Source organism: Nocardia sp. NBC_00508 (assembly GCF_036346875.1).
Taxonomy (GTDB): Bacteria; Actinomycetota; Actinomycetes; order Mycobacteriales; family Mycobacteriaceae; genus Nocardia.
The window spans coordinates 5,739,513-5,763,406 of the sequence record NZ_CP107852.1 but is presented as its reverse complement, the minus strand read 5'-3'; the positions used below and the strand labels follow the sequence as shown (position 1 = coordinate 5,763,406).

At 65.4% G+C, this 23,894-nt stretch carries 19 protein-coding genes; 18 read left to right on the top strand and 1 reads right to left on the bottom strand.

Going from position 1 to position 23,894, the window contains the following annotated elements:
• Positions 1-18 precede the first annotated feature (18 nt).
• The 18 genes from OHA40_RS25745 to OHA40_RS25660 all read left to right on the top strand — a co-directional run bounded on the left by OHA40_RS25745 (position 19) and on the right by OHA40_RS25660 (position 21,898).
• Entirely contained in the window at positions 19-900 is an 882-nt protein-coding gene (locus tag OHA40_RS25745) for a helix-turn-helix domain-containing protein (protein ID WP_330229441.1), read from the top strand.
• Positions 897-1,103, top strand: coding sequence for a DUF397 domain-containing protein (locus OHA40_RS25740; protein WP_330229440.1), 207 nt, complete (start codon positions 897-899; stop codon positions 1,101-1,103). The genes OHA40_RS25745 and OHA40_RS25740 overlap by 4 nt, the downstream gene beginning before the upstream one ends.
• Positions 1,104-1,319: 216 nt before the next feature.
• Positions 1,320-1,889 carry a DUF3558 domain-containing protein gene (locus OHA40_RS25735; protein WP_330229439.1) on the top strand — a complete coding sequence of 190 codons (570 nt, stop codon included), beginning with the start codon at positions 1,320-1,322 and terminating at the stop codon, positions 1,887-1,889.
• A 41-nt stretch (positions 1,890-1,930) separates the two neighbouring features.
• Positions 1,931-2,410, top strand: coding sequence for a hypothetical protein (locus OHA40_RS25730; protein ID WP_330229438.1), 480 nt, complete (start codon positions 1,931-1,933; stop codon positions 2,408-2,410).
• The gene (locus tag OHA40_RS25725; RefSeq protein WP_330229437.1) at positions 2,407-3,561 is read left to right on the top strand and encodes a hypothetical protein; all 1,155 of its coding nucleotides are present in this window, start codon (positions 2,407-2,409) and stop codon (positions 3,559-3,561) included. Before OHA40_RS25730 ends, OHA40_RS25725 begins: the two co-directional genes overlap by 4 nt.
• 331 nt (positions 3,562-3,892) lie before the next feature.
• Positions 3,893-4,669 carry an ESX secretion-associated protein EspG gene (locus OHA40_RS25720; protein WP_330229436.1) on the top strand — a complete coding sequence of 259 codons (777 nt, stop codon included), beginning with the start codon at positions 3,893-3,895 and terminating at the stop codon, positions 4,667-4,669.
• A gap of 143 nt (positions 4,670-4,812) precedes the next feature.
• Complete coding sequence (locus OHA40_RS25715) at positions 4,813-5,388, top strand: hypothetical protein (RefSeq protein WP_330229435.1); 576 nt, start codon at positions 4,813-4,815, stop codon at positions 5,386-5,388.
• A complete protein-coding gene (locus OHA40_RS25710; protein ID WP_330229434.1) occupies positions 5,388-5,699 on the top strand; it encodes a hypothetical protein in 312 nt (103 codons plus the stop codon). The genes OHA40_RS25715 and OHA40_RS25710 overlap by 1 nt, the downstream gene beginning before the upstream one ends.
• Before the next feature lie 2 nt (positions 5,700-5,701).
• Entirely contained in the window at positions 5,702-6,547 is an 846-nt protein-coding gene (locus OHA40_RS25705; protein ID WP_330229433.1) for a hypothetical protein, read from the top strand.
• Positions 6,544-7,089, top strand: coding sequence for a hypothetical protein (locus OHA40_RS25700; protein WP_330229432.1), 546 nt, complete (start codon positions 6,544-6,546; stop codon positions 7,087-7,089). The genes OHA40_RS25705 and OHA40_RS25700 overlap by 4 nt, the downstream gene beginning before the upstream one ends.
• A gap of 464 nt (positions 7,090-7,553) precedes the next feature.
• Positions 7,554-8,291 carry an IPT/TIG domain-containing protein gene (locus tag OHA40_RS25695; protein ID WP_330229431.1) on the top strand — a complete coding sequence of 246 codons (738 nt, stop codon included), beginning with the start codon at positions 7,554-7,556 and terminating at the stop codon, positions 8,289-8,291.
• Between the two features lie 893 nt (positions 8,292-9,184).
• Positions 9,185-9,565: an effector-associated constant component EACC1 gene (locus tag OHA40_RS25690; RefSeq protein ID WP_330229430.1), complete on the top strand. Its 381-nt coding sequence runs from the start codon at positions 9,185-9,187 to the stop codon at positions 9,563-9,565.
• Between the two features lie 50 nt (positions 9,566-9,615).
• Complete coding sequence (locus OHA40_RS25685; RefSeq protein ID WP_330229429.1) at positions 9,616-13,878, top strand: caspase, EACC1-associated type; 4,263 nt, start codon at positions 9,616-9,618, stop codon at positions 13,876-13,878.
• 717 nt (positions 13,879-14,595) lie between these two features.
• Positions 14,596-14,817 (top strand): hypothetical protein, encoded by a 222-nt coding sequence (locus OHA40_RS25680; protein WP_330229428.1) that lies wholly within the window; start codon positions 14,596-14,598, stop codon positions 14,815-14,817.
• Positions 14,814-15,251: a hypothetical protein gene (locus OHA40_RS25675; RefSeq protein WP_330229427.1), complete on the top strand. Its 438-nt coding sequence runs from the start codon at positions 14,814-14,816 to the stop codon at positions 15,249-15,251. Before OHA40_RS25680 ends, OHA40_RS25675 begins: the two co-directional genes overlap by 4 nt.
• Positions 15,248-15,553: a hypothetical protein gene (locus OHA40_RS25670; RefSeq protein ID WP_330229426.1), complete on the top strand. Its 306-nt coding sequence runs from the start codon at positions 15,248-15,250 to the stop codon at positions 15,551-15,553. Before OHA40_RS25675 ends, OHA40_RS25670 begins: the two co-directional genes overlap by 4 nt.
• A gap of 382 nt (positions 15,554-15,935) precedes the next feature.
• Complete coding sequence (locus tag OHA40_RS25665) at positions 15,936-20,798, top strand: IPT/TIG domain-containing protein (RefSeq protein ID WP_330229425.1); 4,863 nt, start codon at positions 15,936-15,938, stop codon at positions 20,796-20,798.
• A 122-nt stretch (positions 20,799-20,920) separates the two neighbouring features.
• Complete coding sequence (locus OHA40_RS25660; RefSeq protein WP_330229424.1) at positions 20,921-21,898, top strand: hypothetical protein; 978 nt, start codon at positions 20,921-20,923, stop codon at positions 21,896-21,898.
• Positions 21,899-22,051: 153 nt separating this feature from the next.
• Here the strand turns inward: OHA40_RS25660 and OHA40_RS25655 are convergent, their stop codons facing one another.
• Positions 22,052-23,839: a penicillin-binding transpeptidase domain-containing protein gene (locus OHA40_RS25655; protein WP_330229423.1), complete on the bottom strand. Its 1,788-nt coding sequence runs from the start codon at positions 23,837-23,839 to the stop codon at positions 22,052-22,054.
• Positions 23,840-23,894: the final 55 nt, after the last annotated feature.

The window sequence follows — 23,894 nt, the reverse complement described above, 5'->3', positions numbered from 1 at the left end:
TACGAAAGGGAATTCGTCATGAGTCCAACAGGTTCCACCCTTGCCCGCCGCATGCTGGGCCGACAGTTGCGGGCCCTGCGGATCAGCTCGGGAGTCAGTGCGGAGTACGCCCGCGACGCGATCAACGTGGGCAAACAGACTCTGTGGCGGATTGAGACCGGACAGCCCGTCCGGCTGAATCCCCTGTTCATCGAGCGGTTGTGCCAGATCTACGGCGCGTCTGAGGCGATGACCGCCATCTTGCTCGAGTTGACCGAGGAGACCAAGCACACCGGGTGGTGGCATGCGTTCGGCGACACCATCCACAAAGAGTTCAGTCTCTACGTGGAATTGGAGGCGGCGGCCAAGCGCATCGTCTCCTACCAGACGACCCTCCTCCCTGGGCTCCTGCAAACCGACGAGTGCCGACGCGCCTTGATCTGGGCCAGCTTTCCTGGGATGTCAGGAGCAGAAGTCGAGCGAAGGATCGAGATGTTCGGGCGGCGAAGGACTCGCTTGGACAACGACTCGGATCCCCTTCTCCTGGAGGCGATCCTCGACGAATCCGCACTGCGCCGGGCGATCGGCGGACGCGCAGTCATGGAAGGTCAGCTTAGGCACCTGCTGCGAGTCAGCGAGCAGCCGAATGTTTCGGTGCGGGTGGTTCCACTCGCGTCGGAGACGTACGCGGGGCTGAGCGTCGGGTCGTTTGTCATGCTCGACTTCCCGAAGCATCCGACTGCCCATCTCACCGAACCCCCTGTCGTCTATATCCAGGGTTTCACCGGGAACCTGTATCTTGAGAAGCCTGAGGAGATCCGGCAATACCGCCAGGCGCACGCCGAACTCCAGCGATCGGCACTGGACCAGGAGCGTAGCCGATCCCTCATCCGCAAGATCGCGAAGGAGTACGGCCAGTGAACACCAGCCTATCCGATGCCATCTGGTTCAAGAGCAGCTACAGCAGCGCACAGATGGACTGCGTGGAGGTCGCATTCCTGCCTGAAGGCTCCGTCGGTGTGCGCGACTCGAAGAACCCGACCGGCCCGGCTATCGTGTTCGCACCTAGCGACTGGGACTCGTTCACTGCCTGCATAAGCAGCGGCGAACTCGACCGGTCATAATCCCAACCAAAGCTGCTCGACCACAGCCCCGGCTCCTCCGTCACCGGCGGTTCCGGGGCGCTCGCTTGAACCGGCGGCTAGGACGGGCGATGCATACCAGATCGCTTGCACCGGAGGTAAACCCCCCGGTAGCGTCAACCTTGATTGAAGGGGGCGGAGGAGCCGGTCCGGCCCTGGAGAGGCCAGGAACAGCACACCGGTGTACGAGGGGAACCCATGACATCAAGGCGGAATTCGCGGCGACTGACCATCCTCACCACCGGTGCCGCGCTCGTTCTGACAGGCTGCGGTTCCTCGACCGATGACAACGCCGCGCCAACTGGCGCTTCCTCCGCCAACCAGAGCGTCGCCCCTGACGTGCCCACCGGCTACGACCCCTGCACCGACATCCCCCAAAGCGTGCTCGACTCCGAAAATCTGCGCAGCAAGGACACAGACGACTCCAAAGCATCGGGAGGAATCAGATGGCGCGGCTGCGGATGGGTACAAACCGATGGATACGCACCCTTCATTCGCACAACGAACCTCACCGTAGACATGGTGCGCGACAAGAAGTTCGCTGACACCCGCGAATACACCATCAACAATCGCCGTGCGATCTCTACGCGGCAGGTCGAAGAACATCCCGACGCCGTGTGCACCATCAACGTGGAGATGAAAGGCGGAAGCCTCGAATTCTTCCTCAGCAATCCTCCGTCGAATCGTAAGACCGGCCAACTCGACACCTGCGCACTCGCGAAGACCTTGGCGGAGAAGGTAGTGCCGACGATGCCTGCCACTGTTTGAAATACGCTGAAGCGATCGAACTCACCGGGAGGGAGTAGCACATGGGTGACGACAACGCGCAGCCGCCTCGGCCGATGGCGAACATTTTGAGCGCGGCGCGGGAGGGGCAGTTAGGTATCCAGATGTCCCCAGAGGACTTTATCTACATAGACCGTGACTGCGAATTCTTCAAAATCGAGATTCGCAAGATCCAACGCTCCATGGATGCTGTTTCTCAGCAGGAGCATTGGGGCTTGGGCGAATCCAGCGGCGATATGGTGTCCGCATCCACGTTGGTCGATAGATTCAAGACGAAGGCTCGCGGAGCCGAGGATCGGAACAGCGTTCATCAGATCATGGAAGATCACTATCGCATCGTCGAGGACATCCAAGATGTACACCGGATCGTTCGGGATCGAATGATGCAGGCAGACAGCAACTTTGCTGCGGACTTCAACAGGCTCAACACCACACTGCCCGAGCGCCCACCCGTCGGACTTCGGTTCGGGCCGTATGCGCTCCCGGACGGAACAAACAAATGAGCGGCTACGAGAGCAAGCGCATCCCGAACGGCGGCGAGCACGCGGACAGCTGGGAACACTCACGGATCAATGACACGTTCAAGCCGCTCGATAGCGGCGACGCGTTCACCCAAGCCGACAAGTACTGGAAGGCCCGCAACCAATGGGAGCAGGGCGTCGAAACCTTCGCCCGCTCCATCCAGACCTCCATCGCCCAAGCTTGGTCGGGTCCGGCCGCGGAGCAGTCCAAGAACGCGATCGCCAAGTACACCAGCGAAGCGCAAAACCTGACCACGTCCCTGGAAGACCTGTACTGCCGCGTCCGCGATGCCGCCACTGCGATCTCCAATACAAAGAACGCGCTCCCGGACACCGTCAACTACCCCTGGACCGAGCGCATTTTCCACCCGAGCCGCTGGAGTCTGTCGGGCGAGCAATCCGAAGCCGAGCAGGCCGCGCGGGCGGCGATGAAGCAGTTCTATGTGCAGCCGTTCAGCGAGATGGACGGCAAGATTCCGGTGCTACCAACACCGGTAGGCCCGACCGCGTCGGTGGACATTCCGGCGCCACCGCCTGGCGGATACCAGAGCGGCGACAACGGTGGTCCCAGCTCGACCGGCCCAGGCAATGATCCCGGCGCCACCGACCCCGGTGTGCCCGGTGACAAGGATGGCGACGGCAAGCCCGATGAGCCGGGCGCCGAGGAGCAGAAGCCCGCCGACCAGTCATCGCAGGAGCAGCAGTCCGCCGACACGATACCGGCCAATACGTCGACCACACCCGCCGGCGTGGACCCCACGGCGACAACACCGACCACGACGACCGACCCCACCCGTACCGTGCCGACCGGTACCGGAACCCCACACGGCCCAGGCACGCCGGGAACCCCTGGCACGACCACCCAGCCGCAACCCGGACGCAGCATCCCGGGCACACCCGGAACCCCGACCCCCTCGGCGAAACCTGCGGCCGCAGCCGCGACGGCCACAAGTGCGCGCGGCACAGCCGGTTTCCCCGGGATGATGTCTCCCGGTGCGCGCGGCGGCGGCAAGGACGACGAGTCCGAGCACAAGACACCGGACTACCTGATCAATCAGGACAACACCGACGAATTGCTCGGCGAGATCCCGAAGACGCTGCCCGGCGGCGTCATCGGCGGCGTCCCGGACTGAGCGCGCCGCCTTTGCCCGACGAAAGCCTTCGACCGTCTCGGGAATACGGGTACGCGCCACCCTCGGGTTGGATGCCTGCAGGCGCCGCAGGCGGCTTGGCCTCCGATCGTCTCGATACGGGTACGCCCACCTCGGTTGGATTCCCTCGGGCGGTGCCGGGTGGCCTCGCCTCCGATCGTCTCGGGAATCGGGGTTGCGCGTCACGGCATCGCGTGCGACACAGACAGGAGTGACCGCATCCGACCTTTCGACTCGGCACACCGCAGTGCTGAGCCACGGGCGTGTGCGCATGACAGCGGGTCGCCTCGGCGCGGCCGGATAGGGACCTCACATGGCTGAATGGACCTGGGAACCAGACGATTTCGCCGCTCTCTGGTACGGCGACGCCCACGATCGCATCCCCAGCCCATTGCGCTACACCAGCCGCTTCGCCTACCGCGACGAGTTCGACACCCACCGCACCGCCGTCCGGGCGCGCTACTCCGCCGACGAGCTCGACGAGATCAACGCCGCCCTACACACGCTGGGCACGTCCGACCTCCGCATCGAAATCCTCGGCGGCACGTGCAAGCACAAGAACAGCACCGGACGCGACGACCTGCGCGAGTACCGGATCCTCGGCGCCCGCACCGGCTTCGGCGCGGTCGTGCTCAGCCAAGCAGGCAACCAACACGACCACGGCCCGATCCGCGTCCGCACGTTCCCCGCCGACCAGCTCCCCACCCGCCTGGTGAACGCGATCCCCGCCTGCAAACCCGGCACCCAGAAGCCCGCCACCTTCCACCCCGACGACCTCGCCCCGCGCCGCGACACCTACCTCCAGGACAACGCCCGCAACACCCCGCGCGAGCAATACCAACGCCTCCTCCACCGCCCCGCCGACGGCGGCGGCACCGCCGTCCTCCTCCCCGCTCCCCTACACACCCACGCCAAACCCGCCAAAGTCCTCCAATGGCACGACATCTCCAACGACGGCCGCTACACCGAACACCGCACCCACCACATCACCGTCCGCCCCACCACCCCAGCCGACCTCACCACTCACTTCACCACCTGGATCGACCAAGCCCGCCGCCACCTCGAATCCACCCGCCCCGAAACTTGGTAACCAGCCCGATGGAACCGAACCCGGCCACGCGGCGTCCAATCAGTAGGTAGCTGCCACAGGTCAACAGGTCGAGGAGAAGGTTCTGCAGCATTGCCAACGGAAGACACGCAGCGGTTCGTTCTGGGTAGCGGCAAAGGAATTGAATGACTGAATTTCGCTTGATCGGTGTGGGGACATTCACGATGCATCTCGACGAAGGTCGCCTTCCAGTAGATGTCGACGTGAGCCGAAACCTCCACAACCGCTTGGATCCACCAGATTTCTCCGCAGCGGCGATGACCGCCTACTATCAGGCACTCTGGCGTCACGACGCACCGATCATCGCGCAGGGTAAATTCGCCGCGCTGAGCGCATCCCCGTCCCGTCGTGCCCAATTGATCACACTTCTCGACACGCAGTCACTCGCCGAATTCGAGGCAGTCGAGCGGGCGCTCCGCGGAGGTGACGAATTCATTGGCCACGGTCCTCCAACCGACTTCGGATCACGTTCCGTTACTGTCGCCGCGAGCCTCTCTCGCATCAGCAGCATCAGCATCGATCCGGCATGGGCGGCAACGGCCAGCCCGCCGTACATCGCCCACGACATCATCGACTGTGCGAATCAGATCCGTCACCAGCGTCCACACTTCCACGAAGGCGGTTCATGGGCGCACCGCTCCGACGATGAGCTCGAGTACGAACTCGGGGAATACGAGAACTATCTGACGAGGACTTCGTAATGACCAATTTCTCGGCGGACCTGAACCAGTTGGTTGCCGCCGCGCGGGCCTGGCGTCGTGCGTCCGACTGCCTCGGCGATGCCGCACACAAAGCAGATAGCATCCGATACAGCAACAGAGATGTCGTCTGGGCGCTATTTCAGGAAGCCTGGAATGCTCAGGCCACAGCCGCAAAGTATATGTACGACAGGCTGAGCGAGGGACGGGACGAAACTGACGCGATTGGAGACGTCCTCGAACACGTTGCCAACGTGTATATGGAACAGGACCAAAACTTCGCGAACGTCCTCATCAAAATGGACGAAGGATAGCTATGGGCGACACCAAAAGTCTCTATGAAATAAATAACGTTCTCGATCAGTTCGCAGACAAGGTCAAAGAAATACGAAGCCAGCCCGCCAAAGTGGAGGTTGCGTTCAATGAAGCAGCAGCAGCGATGGCCATCTACGAGGGGCAGGCATTTGGAGGACCGATCGGCGCAGCTATTGGTGCCGCATATGGCGCGATCACTCACGACAACTTCAGCGGATACATGCAAGACCACAAGGAAGAAATCAAGGCCAAGATCCGGGATCTTCTCGATAAACTGCACGATGCTATCGAAGGTTTACGTGCGCCTATCGCCTTCCTCCAGACCAGCGAGGAATGGCTGAAGCTGAAATCCAAGATCGGCGAGGCACAGAATAACGAAGTAGTCAAAGGAAACGTGCTCGGCTACTGGCAGGGCGGTGCAGCCAATCGATACGGGGCCGCACGCACACTTCAGGACACGGCCATGGATTCAGCCAAAGCGACCTGCGACAAGCTGAGCGACTGCCTTGCCGCGATATCGGATTCCGCTTGGGAATTCTACTCCGGCATCCTCCAGGATATTATCGGATTTCTTGCCAGATTCACTGCGGCTGTGGCTAAAATTGGTTCCTTCTTCGAAGCCCCCTGGGGAATTTCGGATGCGATCGATGCCCTTGCTGATATCATCCCGAAGACAGTACGTTACGGGGACAAACTCGCTACAGCCCTCCGTACACAAATTAATAACCTCGCTAAGATGACAGAATCCACAGACAACCAGAAGGCATTCCTCAACAACCGCTGGCCGGAAAGCACTTCCAAGAGTTTCGATACCCACGCTCCCGGGACCGAATGGGTGGCGACGTGAATCCACAGAAAATTTCCATCGTTGCGGTACTCGCGCTACTCCTGACGGGTTGCGGTGTTCTGCCGCGCACTGACACCGAACGGCAGACACTACAGTTGAGCAACCATACGATCCAGGAGCTGTGCGATTTTCCGAAACAGTTCTTCTCCGCCCGATATAACGCCCCGAATCTCGAAGTCAGCGTAACCGCCACCAAGCCGATGAACGATAAAATAGCTGCCGGCAACGGATGCGGTTACCATACACCTGGACGGAAGGAGTATCTCGGGGATGTCTTCCTGCATCGAATATTCGAGGACACGACGTCACCTACGATCGAGAATCGTCCGGCCCGCGTCCTGAAAGTTGATGGCGTGGCTGTCACAGAAACTGTGGAGCCCATACCGGACTATCTGGATCCCGCCACTGCGCGCCCGTACTTCGAGCTGACTGCCAATATCGATGGGTGGGAGGGCACACTAGAGTTCAAGAACGGCGACGACCAAGGTACGCAAGCGGGCGCGCAAGTGCTCGTCAATATGATTCGCGCCTTAAAGGGTTGACGACGACCTGCCCGCCGATCAGCAGTAGGGGAGTTGGTCCGGCCGTTGGAACCAGCGGCCGGATCATTGCCATCCGACCACCCCGCAACCTCGCCGCCCACTTCCTGTTGGCGTATTCGCCTGTCCAAGCCCGCGGCCCGGCGCGCGCAGACCTGCTCCGATCCGCGTCGTCGACGAATCCAGCTCCATGCTCCAACACCATCAGATCCCGCTCGACACAGAAGGATCCACGCCGCCTCACCACGCACGCCAGCGGAGAGCTTCCGACGAGCAGTCGAACCAGTGGTGGTGAGATCCCCGCACCCGCGACACCCACCTTTACGAAAACGGACGAAAACGGAGTGGGAGACTCATTGCCCAGGTCTCGGGCGGAGGCGTTAATGGAAAGTGCCGGGCCACTGAGTGAGTCGGGGCACCCCTCCCGGTTGAGAGGAACATTTCCACAGCACCGAGGAGGCAGCGCCATGCCCACAATCACTTCCCTCTCGCCGAACTCTGGTCCCACATCGGGAGGTACCAGCGTCACGATCACCGGCACCGGGTTCACCGGTCCCGCGACCGTGAGCTTCGGCAGCACCGCAACAGCTTTCACCATCGACTCCGATACCCAGATCACGGCTACCGCCCCGGCGGGATCGGTCGGTTCGGTGCAGGTCACCGTCACCACCGCGGCGGGGCCCAGCAATGGGGTGGCCTACACCTATCTCGCCGTTCCCGCGCTGAGCTCCATCAGCCCCAGCCAAGGGCCCACCTCGGGCGGCACGTCGGTCGTCCTCACCGGGACGGGACTGACGGGAGTCACGGCGGTCAGTTTCGGTAATACGGCGGCGACTTCGTTCACGGTGGACTCGGACACGCAGATCACGGCCGTCTCCCCAGCCGGAACGGGGATCGTGTCGATCACCGTCACGGGCCCGGGTGGCACCAGCAACGGCGTCCCCTTCACCTATGTCGTGGTCCCGACCATCACGTCGATTTCCCCGACCTCCGGGCCCACCTCGGGAGGAACCAGCGTCACGATCACCGGCACCGGATTCACCGGTCCCCTGACCGTGAGCTTCGGCGCCACCGCAACAATCTTCACCATCGACTCCGCTACCCAGATCACGGCCATCGCTCCGGCCGGGTCGGCCGGAGGGGTACAGGTCACCGTCACCGGCTCCGGCGGAACCAGTAACGGCGTCACCTACACCTACGTCTGATCGATGGTGTGCGCGGGCCGTCGGCGAGCTGTCGGCGGCCCGATCGCGCCGGGGTTGAGCGAACGATTCTCCAGGGTCCGTGCAACACACGAGAGCAGCACCGGCGCGATTATCGATCGTCGGCGCACACATCAGCTTCGGTGCCCGCCGTCCTCAGCTCAACGGGCGCACACGAGCACGGCCCGATTCCCGTGCGCATGCTCCCGGCGAACAACTCCCCGCGCGCCTGGTGACACGTTCCGTCTGCCCACCCCGAACGCCCGATAGCCCACGCCCATCCCCGCGCCGACCGGGTTCGCGTCCGGACGCCGGGATGTTCGAGGCCTCGAATTCGACTGCTGCGCTGAAGAGTTCGCCAGTGTGCTCCTGGATGGCGTTCCTCGCCGGTGCCGCCAGCTTCGCACAGGAATCCGGCATCCCGCTGTACATCGGTGTCTCCTCCGGCTTGTTGATCCCACACCCTGCCAGAACACCCACTACGGACAGTGCCCGTGCTGGTCGGTCTCGTCCTTGCGATGCATTCGACCGGCCGCTGGATCACCGCCAAGCCGCGCTGCGACTGACCGGCGGTGCAGGTTGGAGGGCTGCTTACGATCAGCCGTCCGGCGGCGTCTCCCTCCTGAGGGCGGAGACCCTGACGTGCGCCGCCATACGCCCTCATTGTCGCCGCGAATCCGCCTCGCGTCACGGCCGTGCGGAAGGCTCGACGCCCCGGCGTCGCCCCCTCTCCCGGTCGGCGATGGGAGCCGCTCCCGCTGGCCTAGGCGCCTCGGAACATTGGCGACCGCAAGCCGATTCGGCTCGCAAGTCGCCGCCGATCGACGGAGAAACCGATAGACTTCCGCGTCGAGCAAGGTCTCGAAGTCATCAGCGACGGCGATGGGGGCTAGTGCGTGCATGCACGGATCGATGTCGAAGCGGACGGTGCCGCGGCCGAATTGCGCTCGCTCTGGGGGCGATTGGTAGCCGAGGACGAGCTGCGCCAACGAGTTCTGTCCACCGAGAAGGCGCCGGAGCGGGGCACTCTCGGGGCGGTCATCGATAACCTCGCTCTCGTGCTGGCGCCGAGCGGGCTGGGTGTCGTAGCGGCCCGAGTGCTGGTCACCTGGATCCGTAGCAGGGTTGGTGCCGTCACCTTGACAGTGACGGCACCTGACGGAAGACGCTACGAGCTCGAGTCCACCAACGTCCGGAATCTGGACGCCGCCGCCATGCAGGCGCTCATGGACAGTCTCGCGAAAGCGGGTGACACCGAAAGCACGGCTCCCGAATGAAATTGGGATCCAAGGGTTCTCGTGCCCTCCTGGTGGGAACGGGAACACACGTGGCCGATTCCGTGCTGCCCGATGTCCCTGCGGTTGCCCACACGGTCCGTGCGCTCGGCGCCGCGCTGATCGACCGATGCGGCCTCGGCGTGCATGACGTGGAAACCGTAGTCGACCCGCACCCGATAGATCTCGAGGCCGCCATCGCGGACGCCGCGGCGCGGACCGAGGGCGTATTTCTGTTCTATTACGTGGGACACGGCCTCGTCGACGACCGGAACCAGCTGCACCTGGCAACCCACGACACCGACCACTATCAGGACCGGCTCGAGTTCAAAGCCCTCGCCTATTCAGCGGTCGGTCGGGCACTGCGGCGATCGCCGGCGCGGGCAATCATCGTGGTGCTCGATTGCTGCTTCGCGGGGCGGGCCTACGACGTGTTCGGTCCGGCCGCGAAGGATGCCTTCGACCTCGCTGAATCAGGTGGCATGTACGTGCTTGCGGCAGCATCGTCGAGCGAGGTCGCGCAGGCCCCCGCAGGCAAGCCGCACACCGCGTTCAGCGGCGAGTTGATCACCCTGCTTCGGCACGGTGCGGCCACCGAACCACCGAATCTGACCGTCGAGGGAGCCTATCGCCAGCTGCGCCGCGCGTTGCCGCTGGGCGGCAGCCCCGCACCGGTCCGTCATCTGCGCGGTCAGGCAGGCGAAGTCGTGCTGGCGTCGAACCTGGCGCACGCACCGGCACCCGTCGCCGCGGCACCCGAACGCGTACCGGCCGCCGACGAGCGCTGCCCGTACCGCGGACTCGACCCGTTCACCGCCGACGACGCCGCGTTCTACTTCGGCCGGGCGCGCCTGGTCGACGAATTGCTCGGCAGGCTCGCCGAGTGGTCCGCCGACGGGAAGCCGATCGCGGTGCTCGGTCGCTCGGGGGTGGGCAAGTCGTCACTGCTGCGGGCCGGGCTCATGCCCGCTGTCGTGGACGGAGAGATGCGCGTTCCCGATTCGCACACGTGGCCGCAGTTGGTCATCACGCCCGGCGAGCGGCCGCTCGACACGCTCGCAGCGCGGCTGACCACGCTGATCGATGCGACGACGGACCAGGTCCGAGATCAGTTGGCGGCCGACCCGGACAGCCTGGCCACCATACTGCGCGAACTGCTGCCGACCGGACGCCTGCTGCTCATAGTCGACCAACTGGAAGAACTGTTCACCCTGTGCCGGGACGTCGCGCAACGGCGCCGGTTCATCCAGGCGATCTGCGCGGCCGCGCACGAGCGTACGGCTCTGGTAGTGCTGGGCATACGAGCAGATTTCTACGGATCATGCCTGGCCTACCCGCAGCTCGCCGAAGCGCTCGCCAGGCGGCAGGTGACGGTCGGACCGATGACCGAGGACGAGATGCGGGAAGCCATCGAAAAGCCCGCTGCGCAGACAGGTCTCGGACTGGAGCCCAGCTTGTCGTCGCGCGTCCTGCGTGATCTCGGAGCAGGTCGCGATTTCGCCGTCGGTGCACTGCCACTGCTGTCCTACGCATTGCTGCTCACCTGGCAACGGCGGCGCGGCACGACGCTCACCGTGCTCGGTTACGAGGCGACCGGTGGCGTGTTGCATGCCGTCACCCAGGCAGCCGACGACGTTTACCGCCGGCTCGACGAAACCGGGCGGCGGGCGATGCGGGTGATGCTGCTGCGGATGGTGAACCTCAACGAAGACACCGAGGACACTCGCCGACGGGTGGATCTGGATGCGCTGACCCGAGAATTCCCCGCTGTCGCCCGCGCCCGCGAGGCGCTGGCAACTGCCCGCCTGATCACGGTGGACGGCGACACCGCGCAGATCTCCCATGAGGCATTGCTGCATGCGTGGCCCACGCTGCGCAGCTGGATCGACACCGATCGCGCCGGCCTGCTCGTCCAGCAGAAGCTGACCGACGCCGCACTCGAATGGAACCGGAGCGGGGCGGATCCGAACCTGCACTATCGCGGATCCCGGCTACGGCTGGCCACGGACTGGGCGGCCGCGCATCCCGGCCGAGTAAGCAAGCTCGAGCGACACTTTCTGGACGCAAGCGTCCGAGCGGAGCGCCGCAGAAGCCGAGTTCGCCGCGGTGTGACCGTGACGCTGGTGCTGCTGCTGGTCGGCGCGTTGACCGGGATGACATTCGCCCTCTACCAACGTGGCGTCGCGCAGGAGCGGCAGCGCACGAGTGTGGCTCGCGGACTTGTCAATCGAGCCGACGCCGCGCGCGACAGCGCGCCGCGACTCGCGTTGATGTTGGGCGTGGCCGCCGATCAACTCGACAGCAGTGTGTCGACGAATGCCGGACTGGTCACGAGTCTGTTGCAGCCCTACGCGGGCACCATCTCGGGTAGCGGCGCACCGACTTCGATCGCTTACAGCAACGACGGGCGACTGCTGGCAACCGGATGGAGCGGCCATGAGGTCACCGTGTGGAACGGCACCCGCAAGGTCGCCGCGTTCAGCGGTACGGACATCCCCAGTGCCCTGGCGTTCGATCCACACGGACACCGGCTGGTGGTGGGCGGAACCGATGGCGCGGTATCGCTGTGGGATCTGACCGACCCAGCCCGGCCCACTCTGCTCAGCGCCCGGCCCGGTCATACCGGCAAGATCGGCACGATCGAATTCAGTCCCGATGGCCGACTACTTGTGACGAGTAGCCCGAACCAGCCCGCGATTCTGTGGGACGTCACCGATCCGACGAACCCCAGGCAAGGCGGACGGATCACCACCGAGTCGAATCAGCTGCGGTCAGCGGCATTCAGCCCCGACAGCCGCAGGCTGCTCACCGGAGACCGGCGCGGTGAAATCACCCTGTGGGACATCACCGATCCGGGCACTCCGGTCGGACTCACCGATCTCACCGGTCACGCAAGCAATATCGCCGATGCGGTCGATTTCAGCCCGGATGGTCGCCGAGCAGCAGTCACAAACGGAAACTTGGTCCAAGTGTGGGATCTCGGCGATCCCCGGCAGCCCGCCAGGCTGGCCCGGCTCGCCGATCTGCCCACCACCGTTGCCGCCGTGCGTTTCGACTCGACCGGCAATGCACTCGAGATCGCCACTCTCGAAAGCGCATGGATCCGCAGCGACATCACCGATCCCGCGAAGCCGACTCGGGCCACCGTTGCCCCTGGCGGACGCAGCCCCATCAGCATGGTCACGATCGCCGACGACGGAAATCAGATGGCATCGGCGGGTGTGGACGGCACAGTGATCCTGAATCGAACCATGGCGCGTGCTGTGCCGAGAATGCCGCCCGCGCTCGGACATTGCGGCGATGCCGTGCGCTCGACTCGATACAGCACGGACGGCACGATGCTGGCCGTCGGATGTTTGGACGGCACCGTCAACCTCTGGGCGATCGCGGACCGAACGCGGCCGGTCCTGCTCGGCTCGCTCGCCGGATCGGCCGGCCCGACCGGCGCCGTGGCCTTCAGCGCAGACGGCCGAGTCCTTGCCGCAGGGCGGTACGACGGCGGCAACGTGGACCTGTGGGATCTGTCCGACCGCAGCGATCCGCGGCTGCTGGCTACTCGAAACGCCCAGATCGGTGACGTCAGCTCTCTGGTGTTCGCTCCGGAAGGCCGGATCCTCGCCGTCGCGGGTGAGCAGGGCGCCCTCCTGTGGGACGTCGAAGACCCGCGGGCACCTCGACCGTCGACCAGGCTCGATACGAACATCACCGTGCAGGAAGTCGCTTTCAGCAAGGATGGGCGCACGGTGGCCAGTGGCCGCAACGACAACAGCGCGACGCTGTGGGACATCACGGATCCGAGCCGAGGTATTCGGCGGGGCACCATGCGCCATGCCGGCGCGGTGAGCTCGCTGGCCTTCCGGCCGGATGGGCGCACCCTGGTCACCGGAAGCCTCGATGACAGTGTTGTCGTCTGGGATATCGGCGACCGCGACCACCCGCGGATGGCGAGCACTCCGCTCGTGGAACACACCGACTGGGTGCTTTCGGTGTCCTTCAGTCCGGACGGGCGGCTCATGGCCACCACCGGCCGAGACGGACGCCTTGTCATGTGGGAGACCTCCGATGTCACCCACCCGCGCAGGCTCGTCGCGGAACACTCCGATCGTTCCACCTTCACCGCCACGTTCAGCCCGGACGGGCACACGCTGGCCACAGGCGGATTCGACGATCTCGTGCACTTGTCGGATCTCGCCGGAGTCCTCGACGCGCGAGCGCACGCCCGCGAGCTGGCATGTGAGCGTGCGGGGCGTGGCCTCAACGAGACGGAATGGCACGAGCAGATCCCGGATCTGCCGTACCGGCAGACCTGCCCGTGACGAACCGGCATGGGCGGCCCCGCCGATGACATAGCTCGAGTCCGAATCCAGTTGTGTCACATGCCGACATGACATGGTCACGTAGTGGCGGTCGGCGTCCTGCGTTCGACGCTGCCGATGGTGACTCCCATGGGTGATGGCGACTTGTGCGCACTACTCCGCGACTTCCCGCAGCCGAGCCGCGATATGTAATCGGCCCGCGCGCACCGGATCCACGAGTACCCCGCTGTAGCAACGCCAGAGGGCACTTCGACGCCCGATCGCTCCATCCCCGTCAACATCTGGCAACAATCCGGAAAACGGACAAAAACGGATGCTGAGATGCGTTGCCGAGGTGCCGTTCCTGGGTGTTAATGGAGGTAACCGGGCCACTATCAGAGTCGGCACCCCCCGGTTTGGCGGAACCAGCAAACGAGGAGGCAGCGCATGCCTACGTTCCTCTCTCCGCCTTCCGGGCAGCACTCGCGGGGTTCCCCTGTCACCGTAACCGGCCGCACCGTAGCCGACCCCGCAACCCGCCGGTCCGCACGGCCGGATGGAACCACGAATCCTCTTCTTCCACATACGGGTTCGACTTGGCTAGCCCACACCGATGAAATCCCCCGGGATATCAGCACATACCAAACTTCGCAAAGTGGGCTCGTCTACTCGACGCCCCAGCCGCCGACCACCGACGGCACGGACCTCCACAAAACCCAACCGAGAAAGGGAAAACCAATGAACAAAGTACTCACGACCCTGCGCAGCGAGCCCGTTCGCGCCCTGTTGTACCCGCTGCTGGTAGCGGTCATCGGGTATGGGGTCACCAGGGGTGTCGTCTCGGCCGACGCGTCCGGATTCATTCTCGCCGTTGTCGCAGCGGCGCTGGGACTTCCGGCCGTCGAGTCGGCGCGCCACCGGGTGAGTCCAGCGCCGCCGCACAGTGGTGAACCCGCATGAAAGCGCCGAAGGCAACGACACGCCATGATCCCTTCGAAGTGGTCCTGTGCGCTGTCTTCGGTGTGTCGGCGCTGTTGCAGGCCCTCTTCGGTCCGCCGGCGGGTTCCGCCACCTCGAGCATGGCCCCGGGATTCCGGACGCTGTGGCTGGTTCTCCTGCTGATCGGCTGCCTCGCGACGCTGGTCGGCTTGTTCGCCCGGCGGGTGTGGGGCTACCTGGTCGAGCAGATCGGATTGGGGGCGCTCGGGTGGTCGCTGATGGCATTCGGCGCCCAGCTACTGGTGCTGCAGTTCCAGCAGCGAACCCTCGGGCCCGCCACGATTCTCGGCGGGCCGCTGCCCATCGCGCTGGGGCTCGCGTTCCTGTGGAAGCGACGGCAGGTATTGCAGGACGTGCGGACGCTGCACGCGGTGACGATGAAGGAGGAGCCATGACCATGGTCCAGCAGTCGCCGGTGTTCGCGGCGCTCTTGCTGATCGCCAGCTCCTCGGTGCTGTCGGCGATCGTGACGGCATGGTTCAAGCGCGGTGATGTCGACGCCACCATGACCAAGACGAAGGCCGACGCCGCAAAGGTGTTGAGCGACCTCGCCATTTCACAGACGCAACAGATGTCCGAGCAGATGGGCGCGTTCCGTATGGCACTGCGGGTGCACCGGGAATGGGATCGGAAGATGGTGACGCGGGCACGGCAGGCGGGCATCGAATTCGAGGACCCACCCGAGCTGTTCCTGTGACAAACCATACACCTGGATGAACCACTGCGGGATGGTTTTCGGTGCGGTTGCCAGACCCCCGCGGCAGCCCAAAGGTTTCCGTGATCAAACCCGGCGATCCGTTGCCGGGCGACGACCGGTGCCCGGCGAAAACGCCGCTGCCGCAACGCCAGACGGGCTGGTCACGGGGCGACACGCGGACAATCCGAAAACGGACCAAAACGGATTCGAGACTCGTTGCCCAGGTGCCCTTCCAGGAGGTTAATGGAATTAGCCGGGCCATTGAGCGAGTCGGGCACCCCCCGGTGCAGAGGAACGATCACCACGGCAACGAGGAGGCAGCGCCATGCCTACCATCACTTCCATCTCCCCCACATCAGGGCCCACCACAGGTGGTACCAGTGTGACGATAACCGGCACCGGGTTCACCGGTCCCACGACCGTTAGATTCGGTAGTACCGCGACCACTTTCACCCTCGACTCCCCCACGCAGATCACGGCGATCGCGCCCGCCGGTTCGGCCGGTACGGTGCAAGTCACCGTCCAGACCTCGGCGGGAACCAGCAACGGAGTCTCCTACACCTATCTTCCCGTTCCGTCCCTGAGCAGCGTCAGCCCCAGCCAAGGATCCACGGCGGGCGGGACGACGGTCACGCTCACCGGGTCGGGTCTGACCGGAGTCACGTCGGTCAATTTCGGTAGCACGCCCGCCACTTCGTTCACAGTCAACTCCGATACCCAGATCACCGCCGTCGCCCCTGCCGGGACGGGGATCGTATCGATCACGGTCACTGGTCCAGGTGGTACCAGCAACCCGGTCACCTACATCTATGTCATCGTCCCGACGATCACGTCCATCTCCCCGACCGCGGGTCCCACCGCGGGTGGCAACAGCGTCACGATCACCGGCACCAACTTCACCGGTCCGCTGACCGTACGGTTCGGCAGTACCGCAACTATTTTCACCGTCAACTCCTCGACGCAGATCACGGCGACCGCCCCCGCCGGTTCGGCCGGCACGGTACAGGTCACCGTCACCGGCTCGGGTGGAACCAGTAACGGCGTCAGCTACACCTATGCCGGAGTCCCCAGCCTCACGTCGATCACTCCGAGTTCGGGACCGACCACCGGCGGCACAACGGTCGTGCTCACCGGCACCGGCCTGTCCACCACCAGCGCGGTCACTTTCGGTGGCACACCGGCGACCTCGTTCACGGTCAACTCCAATACACAGGTCACGGCGGTAGCTCCTGCCGGGACCGGGACCGTGCAGGTCACCGTCACTACTGCGGGCGGGACCAGCAACGGACTCGCCTACACCTACGTCGCCGTCCCCACGCTCACGTCGATCATTCCGAGCTCGGGACCGACGTCAGGCGGCACGACGGTCGTCCTCACCGGAACAGGGCTGACCGGAGCCACCGCAGTCACTTTCGGTGCCACACCGGCGACGTCGTTCACGGTTAATTCCTCGACCCAGATCACCGCCGTCGCCCCCGCCGGAACAGGCACCGTGGGGGTCACCGTCACCACGTCCGGCGGAACGAGCAACGCGGTGTCCTACACCTACGTTCCCGTTCCGACCCTGACCACGGTGGTCCCGAATGTTGGACCAGTAGCAGGCGGCACGACGGTCGTGCTCACCGGAACGAACCTGAGCGGAGCCACCGCAGTCACTTTCGGTGCCACACCGGCGACGTCGTTCACGGTTAATTCCTCGACCCAGATCACCGCCGTCGCCCCCGCCGGGACCGGCACCGTGCAGGTCACTGTCACGACGGTAGGCGGAACGAGCAACGGGGTGTCCTACACCTACGTGGCCGTTCCCACCCTCACCACGGCGGTGCCGAATGCGGGACCGATAGCAGGCGGCACCACGGTCGTGCTCACCGGAACGAACCTGAGCGGAGCCACCGCAGTCACCTTCGGTGCCACACCGGCGACGTCGTTCACGGTGGACTCCGCGACGCAGATCACCGCGGTCGCACCCGCCGGAACGGGCACCGTGCAAATCACCGCCACCACCGCGGGCGGGACCAGCAACGGGGTGTCCTACACCTACGTCGCCGTTCCCACCCTCACCACGGTGGTCCCGAATGCGGGACCGATAGCAGGCGGCACCACGGTCGTGCTCACCGGAACGAACCTGACCGGAACTACCGCGGTCACTTTCGGTGCGACACCGGCAACGTCGTTCACCGTCGATTCGGCGACACAGATCACGGCGGTCACACCGGCTGGAACAGGCACCGTGCAAGTCACCGCCACCACAGCGGGCGGCACGAGCAACGGGGTCTCCTTCACCTACGTCGCTGTTCCCACCCTCACCACGTTGGTGCCGAGCGCGGGACCGGTCACCGGCGGCACCACGGTCGTGCTCACCGGAACAGGGCTGACCGGAGCCACCGCGGTCAGTTTCGGTGCCACACCGGCAGCCTCGTTCACGATCGACTCCGCGACACAGATCACGGCAGTCGCCCCGGCCGGAACGGGCACCGTGCAAGTCACCGCCACCACAGCGGGCGGGACCAGCAACGGACTCGCCTACACCTACGTCGCCATTCCGACCCTGGCCACGGTGGTGCCCAGCGCGGGACCGGTCACCGGCGGCACGACAGTCGTGCTCACCGGAACAAACCTGACCGCAGCCACCGCAGTCACTTTCGGTGCCACACCGGCGACCTCGTTCACGGTCGACTCCGCGACACAGATCACCGCCGTCGCACCCGCCGGAACCGGGACCGTGAGCGTCACCGCCACCACAGCAGGCGGGACCAGTAACGGAGTCGCCTACACCTACGTCGCTGTTCCCACCCTGACCTTGGCGGTGCCGAATGTTGGACCGTTAGCAGGTGGCACCACGGTCGTGCTCACCGGAACCGGGCTGACCGGAACTACCGCAGTCACTTTCGGTGCGACACCGGCGACGTCGTTCACGGTGGACTCCGCGACGCAGATCACTGCGGTCGCACCGGCCGGAACAGGCACCGTGCAAGTCACGGCCACCACAGCGGGCGGGACCAGCAACGGGGTGTCCTTCACCTACGTCGCAGTGCCCACCCTCACCACGGTGGTCCCGAATGCGGGACCGGTAGCGGGCGGCACGACGGTCGTCCTCACTGGAACCGGGCTGACCGGAGCAACCGCGGTCACTTTCGGTGCGACACCGGCGACCTCGTTCACCGTCGATTCGGCGACACAGATCACGGCGGTCACACCCGCGGGAACAGGCACCGTGCAGGTCACGGCCACCACAGCGGGCGGCACGAGCAACGGGGTGTCCTTCACCTACGCCCCAGTGCCCACCCTCACCACCGTGGTCCCGAATGCGGGACCGGTAGCGGGCGGCACGACGGTCGTACTCACCGGAACCGGGCTGACCGGAACCACCGCAGTCACTTTCGGTGCCACACCGGCGACCTCGTTCACCGTCGATTCGGCGACACAGATCACCGCCGTCACGCCCGCCGGAACGGGCACCGTGAGCGTCACCGCCACCACCGCGGGCGGAACCAGCAACGGGGTGTCCTACACCTACGTCGCCGTTCCCACCCTCACCACAGTGGTCCCGAATGCGGGACCGGTCACCGGCGGCACCACGGTCGTGCTCACCGGAACCGGGCTGACCGGAGCAACCGCAGTCACTTTCGGTGCCACACCGGCAGCCTCGTTCACGATCGACTCGGCGACACAGATCACCGCCGTCGCCCCGGCCGGAACGGGCACCGTACAAATCACCGTCGCCACAGCGGGCGGAACCAGCAACGGGGTGTCCTACACCTACGTCGCCGTTCCCACCCTCACCACAGTGGTCCCGAATGCGGGACCGGTCACCGGCGGCACCACGGTCGTGCTCACCGGAACCGGGCTGACCGGAGCAACCGCAGTCACCTTCGGTGCGACACCGGCGACGTCGTTCACGGTGGACTCCGCGACACAGATCACGGCAGTCGCACCCGCCGGAACAGGGACGGTGCAGGTCACCGCCACCACAGCGGGCGGGACCAGCAACGGGGTGTCCTACACCTACGTCGCCGTTCCCACCCTCACCACAGTGGTCCCGAATGCGGGACCGGAAGCAGGCGGCACGACGGTTATCCTCACCGGAACCGGGCTGACCGGAGCAACCGCGGTCACTTTCGGTGCCACACCGGCAGCCTCGTTCACCGTCGACTCCGCGACACAGATCACGGCGGTCACGCCCGCGGGAACGGGCACCGTCCAGGTCACGGCCACCACAGCGGGCGGCACGAGCAACGGGGTGTCCTTCACCTACGCCCCAGTACCTTCCCTCACCACCGTGGTCCCGAATGCGGGGCCGGTCACCGGCGGTACTACGGTCGTGCTCACCGGAACCGGGCTGACCGGAGCCACCGCGGTCAGTTTCGGTGCCACACCGGCAGCCTCGTTCACCGTCGACTCCGCGGTACAGATCACCGCAGTCGCACCGGCCGGAACGGGCACCGTGAACGTCACCGCCTCCACCCCGGGCGGAACAAGTAACGGAGTCGCCTACACCTACGTCGCCGTTCCCACCCTCACCACGGCGGTGCCGAATGCGGGACCAGAGGCAGGCGGCACGACGGTCGTGCTCACCGGAACCGGGCTGACCGGAGCAACCGCAGTCACTTTCGGTGCCACACCGGCAGCCTCGTTCACCGTCGACTCCGCGACACAGATCACCGCGGTCTCCCCGGCCGGAACAGGGACGGTGCAAGTCACCGCCACCACAGCGGGCGGGACGACCAACGGAGTCGCCTTCACCTACATCGCCGTTCCGACCCTGACCTTGGCGGTGCCGAATGCCGGGCCGGAAGCCGGTGGTACAACCGTCGTTCTGACCGGAACGGCGCTGTCCACCGCCACCGCGGTCACTTTCGGTGCGACACCGGCGACCTCGTTCACGGTCGACTCCGATACGCAGATCACCGCGGTCTCCCCGGCCGGAACCGGGACCGTGAACGTCACCGCCACCACCACAGGAGGAACCAGCAACGCAGTGTCCTTCACCTACGTTCCGCTTCCCACCCTCACCTCGGCGGTGCCGAACACGGGACCGGCGGCAGGCGGGACAACGGTGGTTCTCACCGGAACAGATCTGACGGGAGCCACCGCGGTCAACTTCGATGCCACACCGGCAACGTCGTTCACCGTCGACTCCGCCACACAGATCACGGCCGTCTCCCCCGCAGGGACCGGCACCGTGCAAATCACCGCAGTCACCACGGGAGGTACGAGTAATGGCGTCGGCTTCACCTATGTTTAACGGTTGACGCCGCTGGGCCGTCGGCAGGCTATTGCCGGCGGCCCAGTATTCGTTGCGGTTGAGCGAATACAACAGAGCCTCTGTCACCGTGGACGGAGGCTGCAGGGGTAAGGGGGTTTTCGTTGGCGACCGTACTCAAGATGCTGCTGGCGGAGCGGCATCTCAAAAGTCATCCGGATTTCCTGACCGCGTACGACCGGTGCGCGGCACAGCTCGACCCGCCCATTCCGCCGGGTCATGGGCCGGCCAAGGCGCAGTACTACCAATGGTTGTCGGGCCGCATGGTCGGGTTTCCGCGTGACTATCACTGCCGGGTGCTGGAGAGAATGTTTCCGGGCTGGACGGTTGAAGGATTGTTTCAGATGGCCAACTCCACACCAGGCAACCCCCGATTGCAGGGAACTGGCCCTTCCGGCACCGACATCCAGCTCGAGGCATTCCTCGGGGCCGAGATGACCACCAGGGGAACGACTCTGGTGTACCCGAGACTCGAGCTGACCAGGCCGTCCGTGGACGTACTGAAAGCGGCGGGGATTTCCCGGCCCTTCGGCAAGCAGTCGAGTGTCGACGTCCCGTCCATGGTGACGGAGAACGATGTTCGCGGACTGCTGTACGTGCTCTCCTTGCTGCAGCGCCAGACCGGCATTCGAGCCGACGTCCGCAGCGATCGCGACATGGTCGCCCGCTCGGACCGGCCGTACATCAGTTTCGGGCTGAGCGGCAACGACTGCACCGATCTGTATCTCGAGGCCGTCGAGCGTCCGCTGTTCACCGTCCATAACAGCGCCGCCGCGGACGGCGCCCGTTCGGTGCACCTGCGGTTGAGCGACGGCAGCGAATACGACTCGGACGACGACCGCAACATCGGCGTCATCGCGCGGGTGCGGCCGAGCCCGGAAGTGCACCCGGACCGATACTGGATCTATTGCGGGGGTCTGGGTCCGCACGGCACCGCCGGAGCGGGTTGGTATCTCGCCACCTCGTGGAGTCCGCTCCAGCAGCGTGCCGGTGATCGTGAGTTCGTCGCGGTCATCGGCGTCGACGAGTACTCCGATCGGACGACCAGCTTGGAGCATCTGCTGATCGCATCGACGGAGTGAGTGCTCCGGCATCACCCGGTGCAGGCACGACGAAGAAGGGCGTACCCGTGAAGTATCGGTCGACGATGGTTGCCGTGGCGCGGTTCCCGCTGGACCGCCCACGGCACCTCGAGCTTCTGTTCTGGGTTGTTCCGGTGTGGGAACGCAACCGCTTCAGTACCCGGCGGGCAACGCGGCGAACATATCTCGTGTCACGGCGACGGCATTGTCGGAACTACCACCTTTGACCAGCAACGTGGCGAACGCGATATCACCGCGGAACCCGACGAACCAGGAGTGCGACCCGCCGTCGACCTCGGCCTCGCCCGTCTTGCCGGACACCTCGCCCTGATCGGCGATCCGGTCGGCCGTGCCGCCGGAGACCACTTGGCGCATCATCATGCGCAGCCCTTCGAGCACGTCGGGGGCCAGCGCGGGGCGGTCGCCGTCGATCCGGGTCGGCCGCCCCGCGATCAGGTAGGGCACCGGCGCCGAGCCGTGCGCGATGGTCGCCGCCATGAGCGCCATACCGAACGCGCTGACCACGACCTTGCCCTGGCCGAGGCCGTCTTCGGTGCGCTGCACCAGATCGTCGGAGGGCGGCACCGAGCCAGAGGTCGTCGGCAGCCCGACCACCGAATAGCCGGGCCCCACGCCGAGTTTCGCGGCGGCGTCGTGTAGCGCGCGCCCGGGCAGCTCGCTGGCGAGTTTGGCGAACGACGTGTTGCAGGACCGCTCGTATGCGGTGGCCATCGGCACGTTGCCGACCGTGAACAGGTTGTAGTTGGGGATGGTGCGCTCCCCGATGATGATTCGGCTCGGGCACGGCAGCACAGTGCCGGGGGTCGCGAGACCGTTCGACATCGCCGCGGCCGCGGTGACCGTCTTGAACACCGAACCGGGCGGGTACTGGCCGATCGTCGCGATCGGACCGTCCCGGTCGGCGGCCTCGTTCTGCGCCACCGCCAGGATCGCGCCGGTGGACGGACGCAGCACCACCATCATGGCCTGTTCGGTACGCGCGTCCACGGCGCGCTGAGCGGCGTTCTGCACAGAGCGGTCGACGCTGAGCGAGAACGACGGCGCAGGCTGCGAAGGCACTTCGGTGAGCACGTCGGTGTCGGCGCCGTTGGCGTTCATGGTGACCACGCTCCAGCCCGCCTTGCCGTCCACCTCCGCGATCACCGTCTTGCGCACTTGGGCGAGCAGGTCCGGCGCGAAATCGCGGTCGGTGGCGATCAGGTCCCACTGCTGGGTCAGCGTGACGCCGGGCAGTCCGATGAGATCGGTGGTCACCTGGCTGGATTCGTGCTCGTTGAGCAGCGCGACGGTGTGGGCGCCGGTAGCGGCCTTCGCCGCGCCGAGGATCGAGTGCGGGGTCAGGGATTTGTCGAAGCGGTTCAGCGCCGCGGCCAGCGTAGTGGCCACCGCCGCGGCGTCGGGTGCTTGCGCCGCGGCGAAGGCGACCCGGGACACCTTGCCCGGCACCAGCACGTCGCTGCCGGACTGCTCGTTGACCCGCGCCCGCGGCGGCGGGGTGGACCGCAACGCCATGGTCTGAGTGTCGCCGAGTCTGGGATGGATGTTGGCCGAGGTCCAGCGGACCATCCAGCGGCCATTGCTGCGGCCCATCTGCAACTGGCCCGAGTAGTTCCAGGTCCGGTTCTTGGGCAGCCGCCACTCGTAGGCGTAGTCGACGGTTGCCGTGTCACCGTTCACCCGTGCCGCGCCGGTGCGTGCGGTGAGCTGTTCGGCCTGCAATTGGACCCACGCGGAACGCAATGCGCCGCTCGCCTTCTCGGGCAGATTGGTGAGTGCGGCCGCGGCGTCCACCCGATGTTCGGCGAACGCCTTGACGAACGCGTCCGCGGCCGGGACCGGCCCCTGCGCCTGGCTCGCGCAGCCCGCGGCGGCCACCGCGGTCACCGCGATGGCGAGCGAGAGGATCATCCGAGTCGGCATCGGCACCGATGGTAGTGGTCACCGGCGGGCAAACGCCTGCGGCACTCCGGAATTC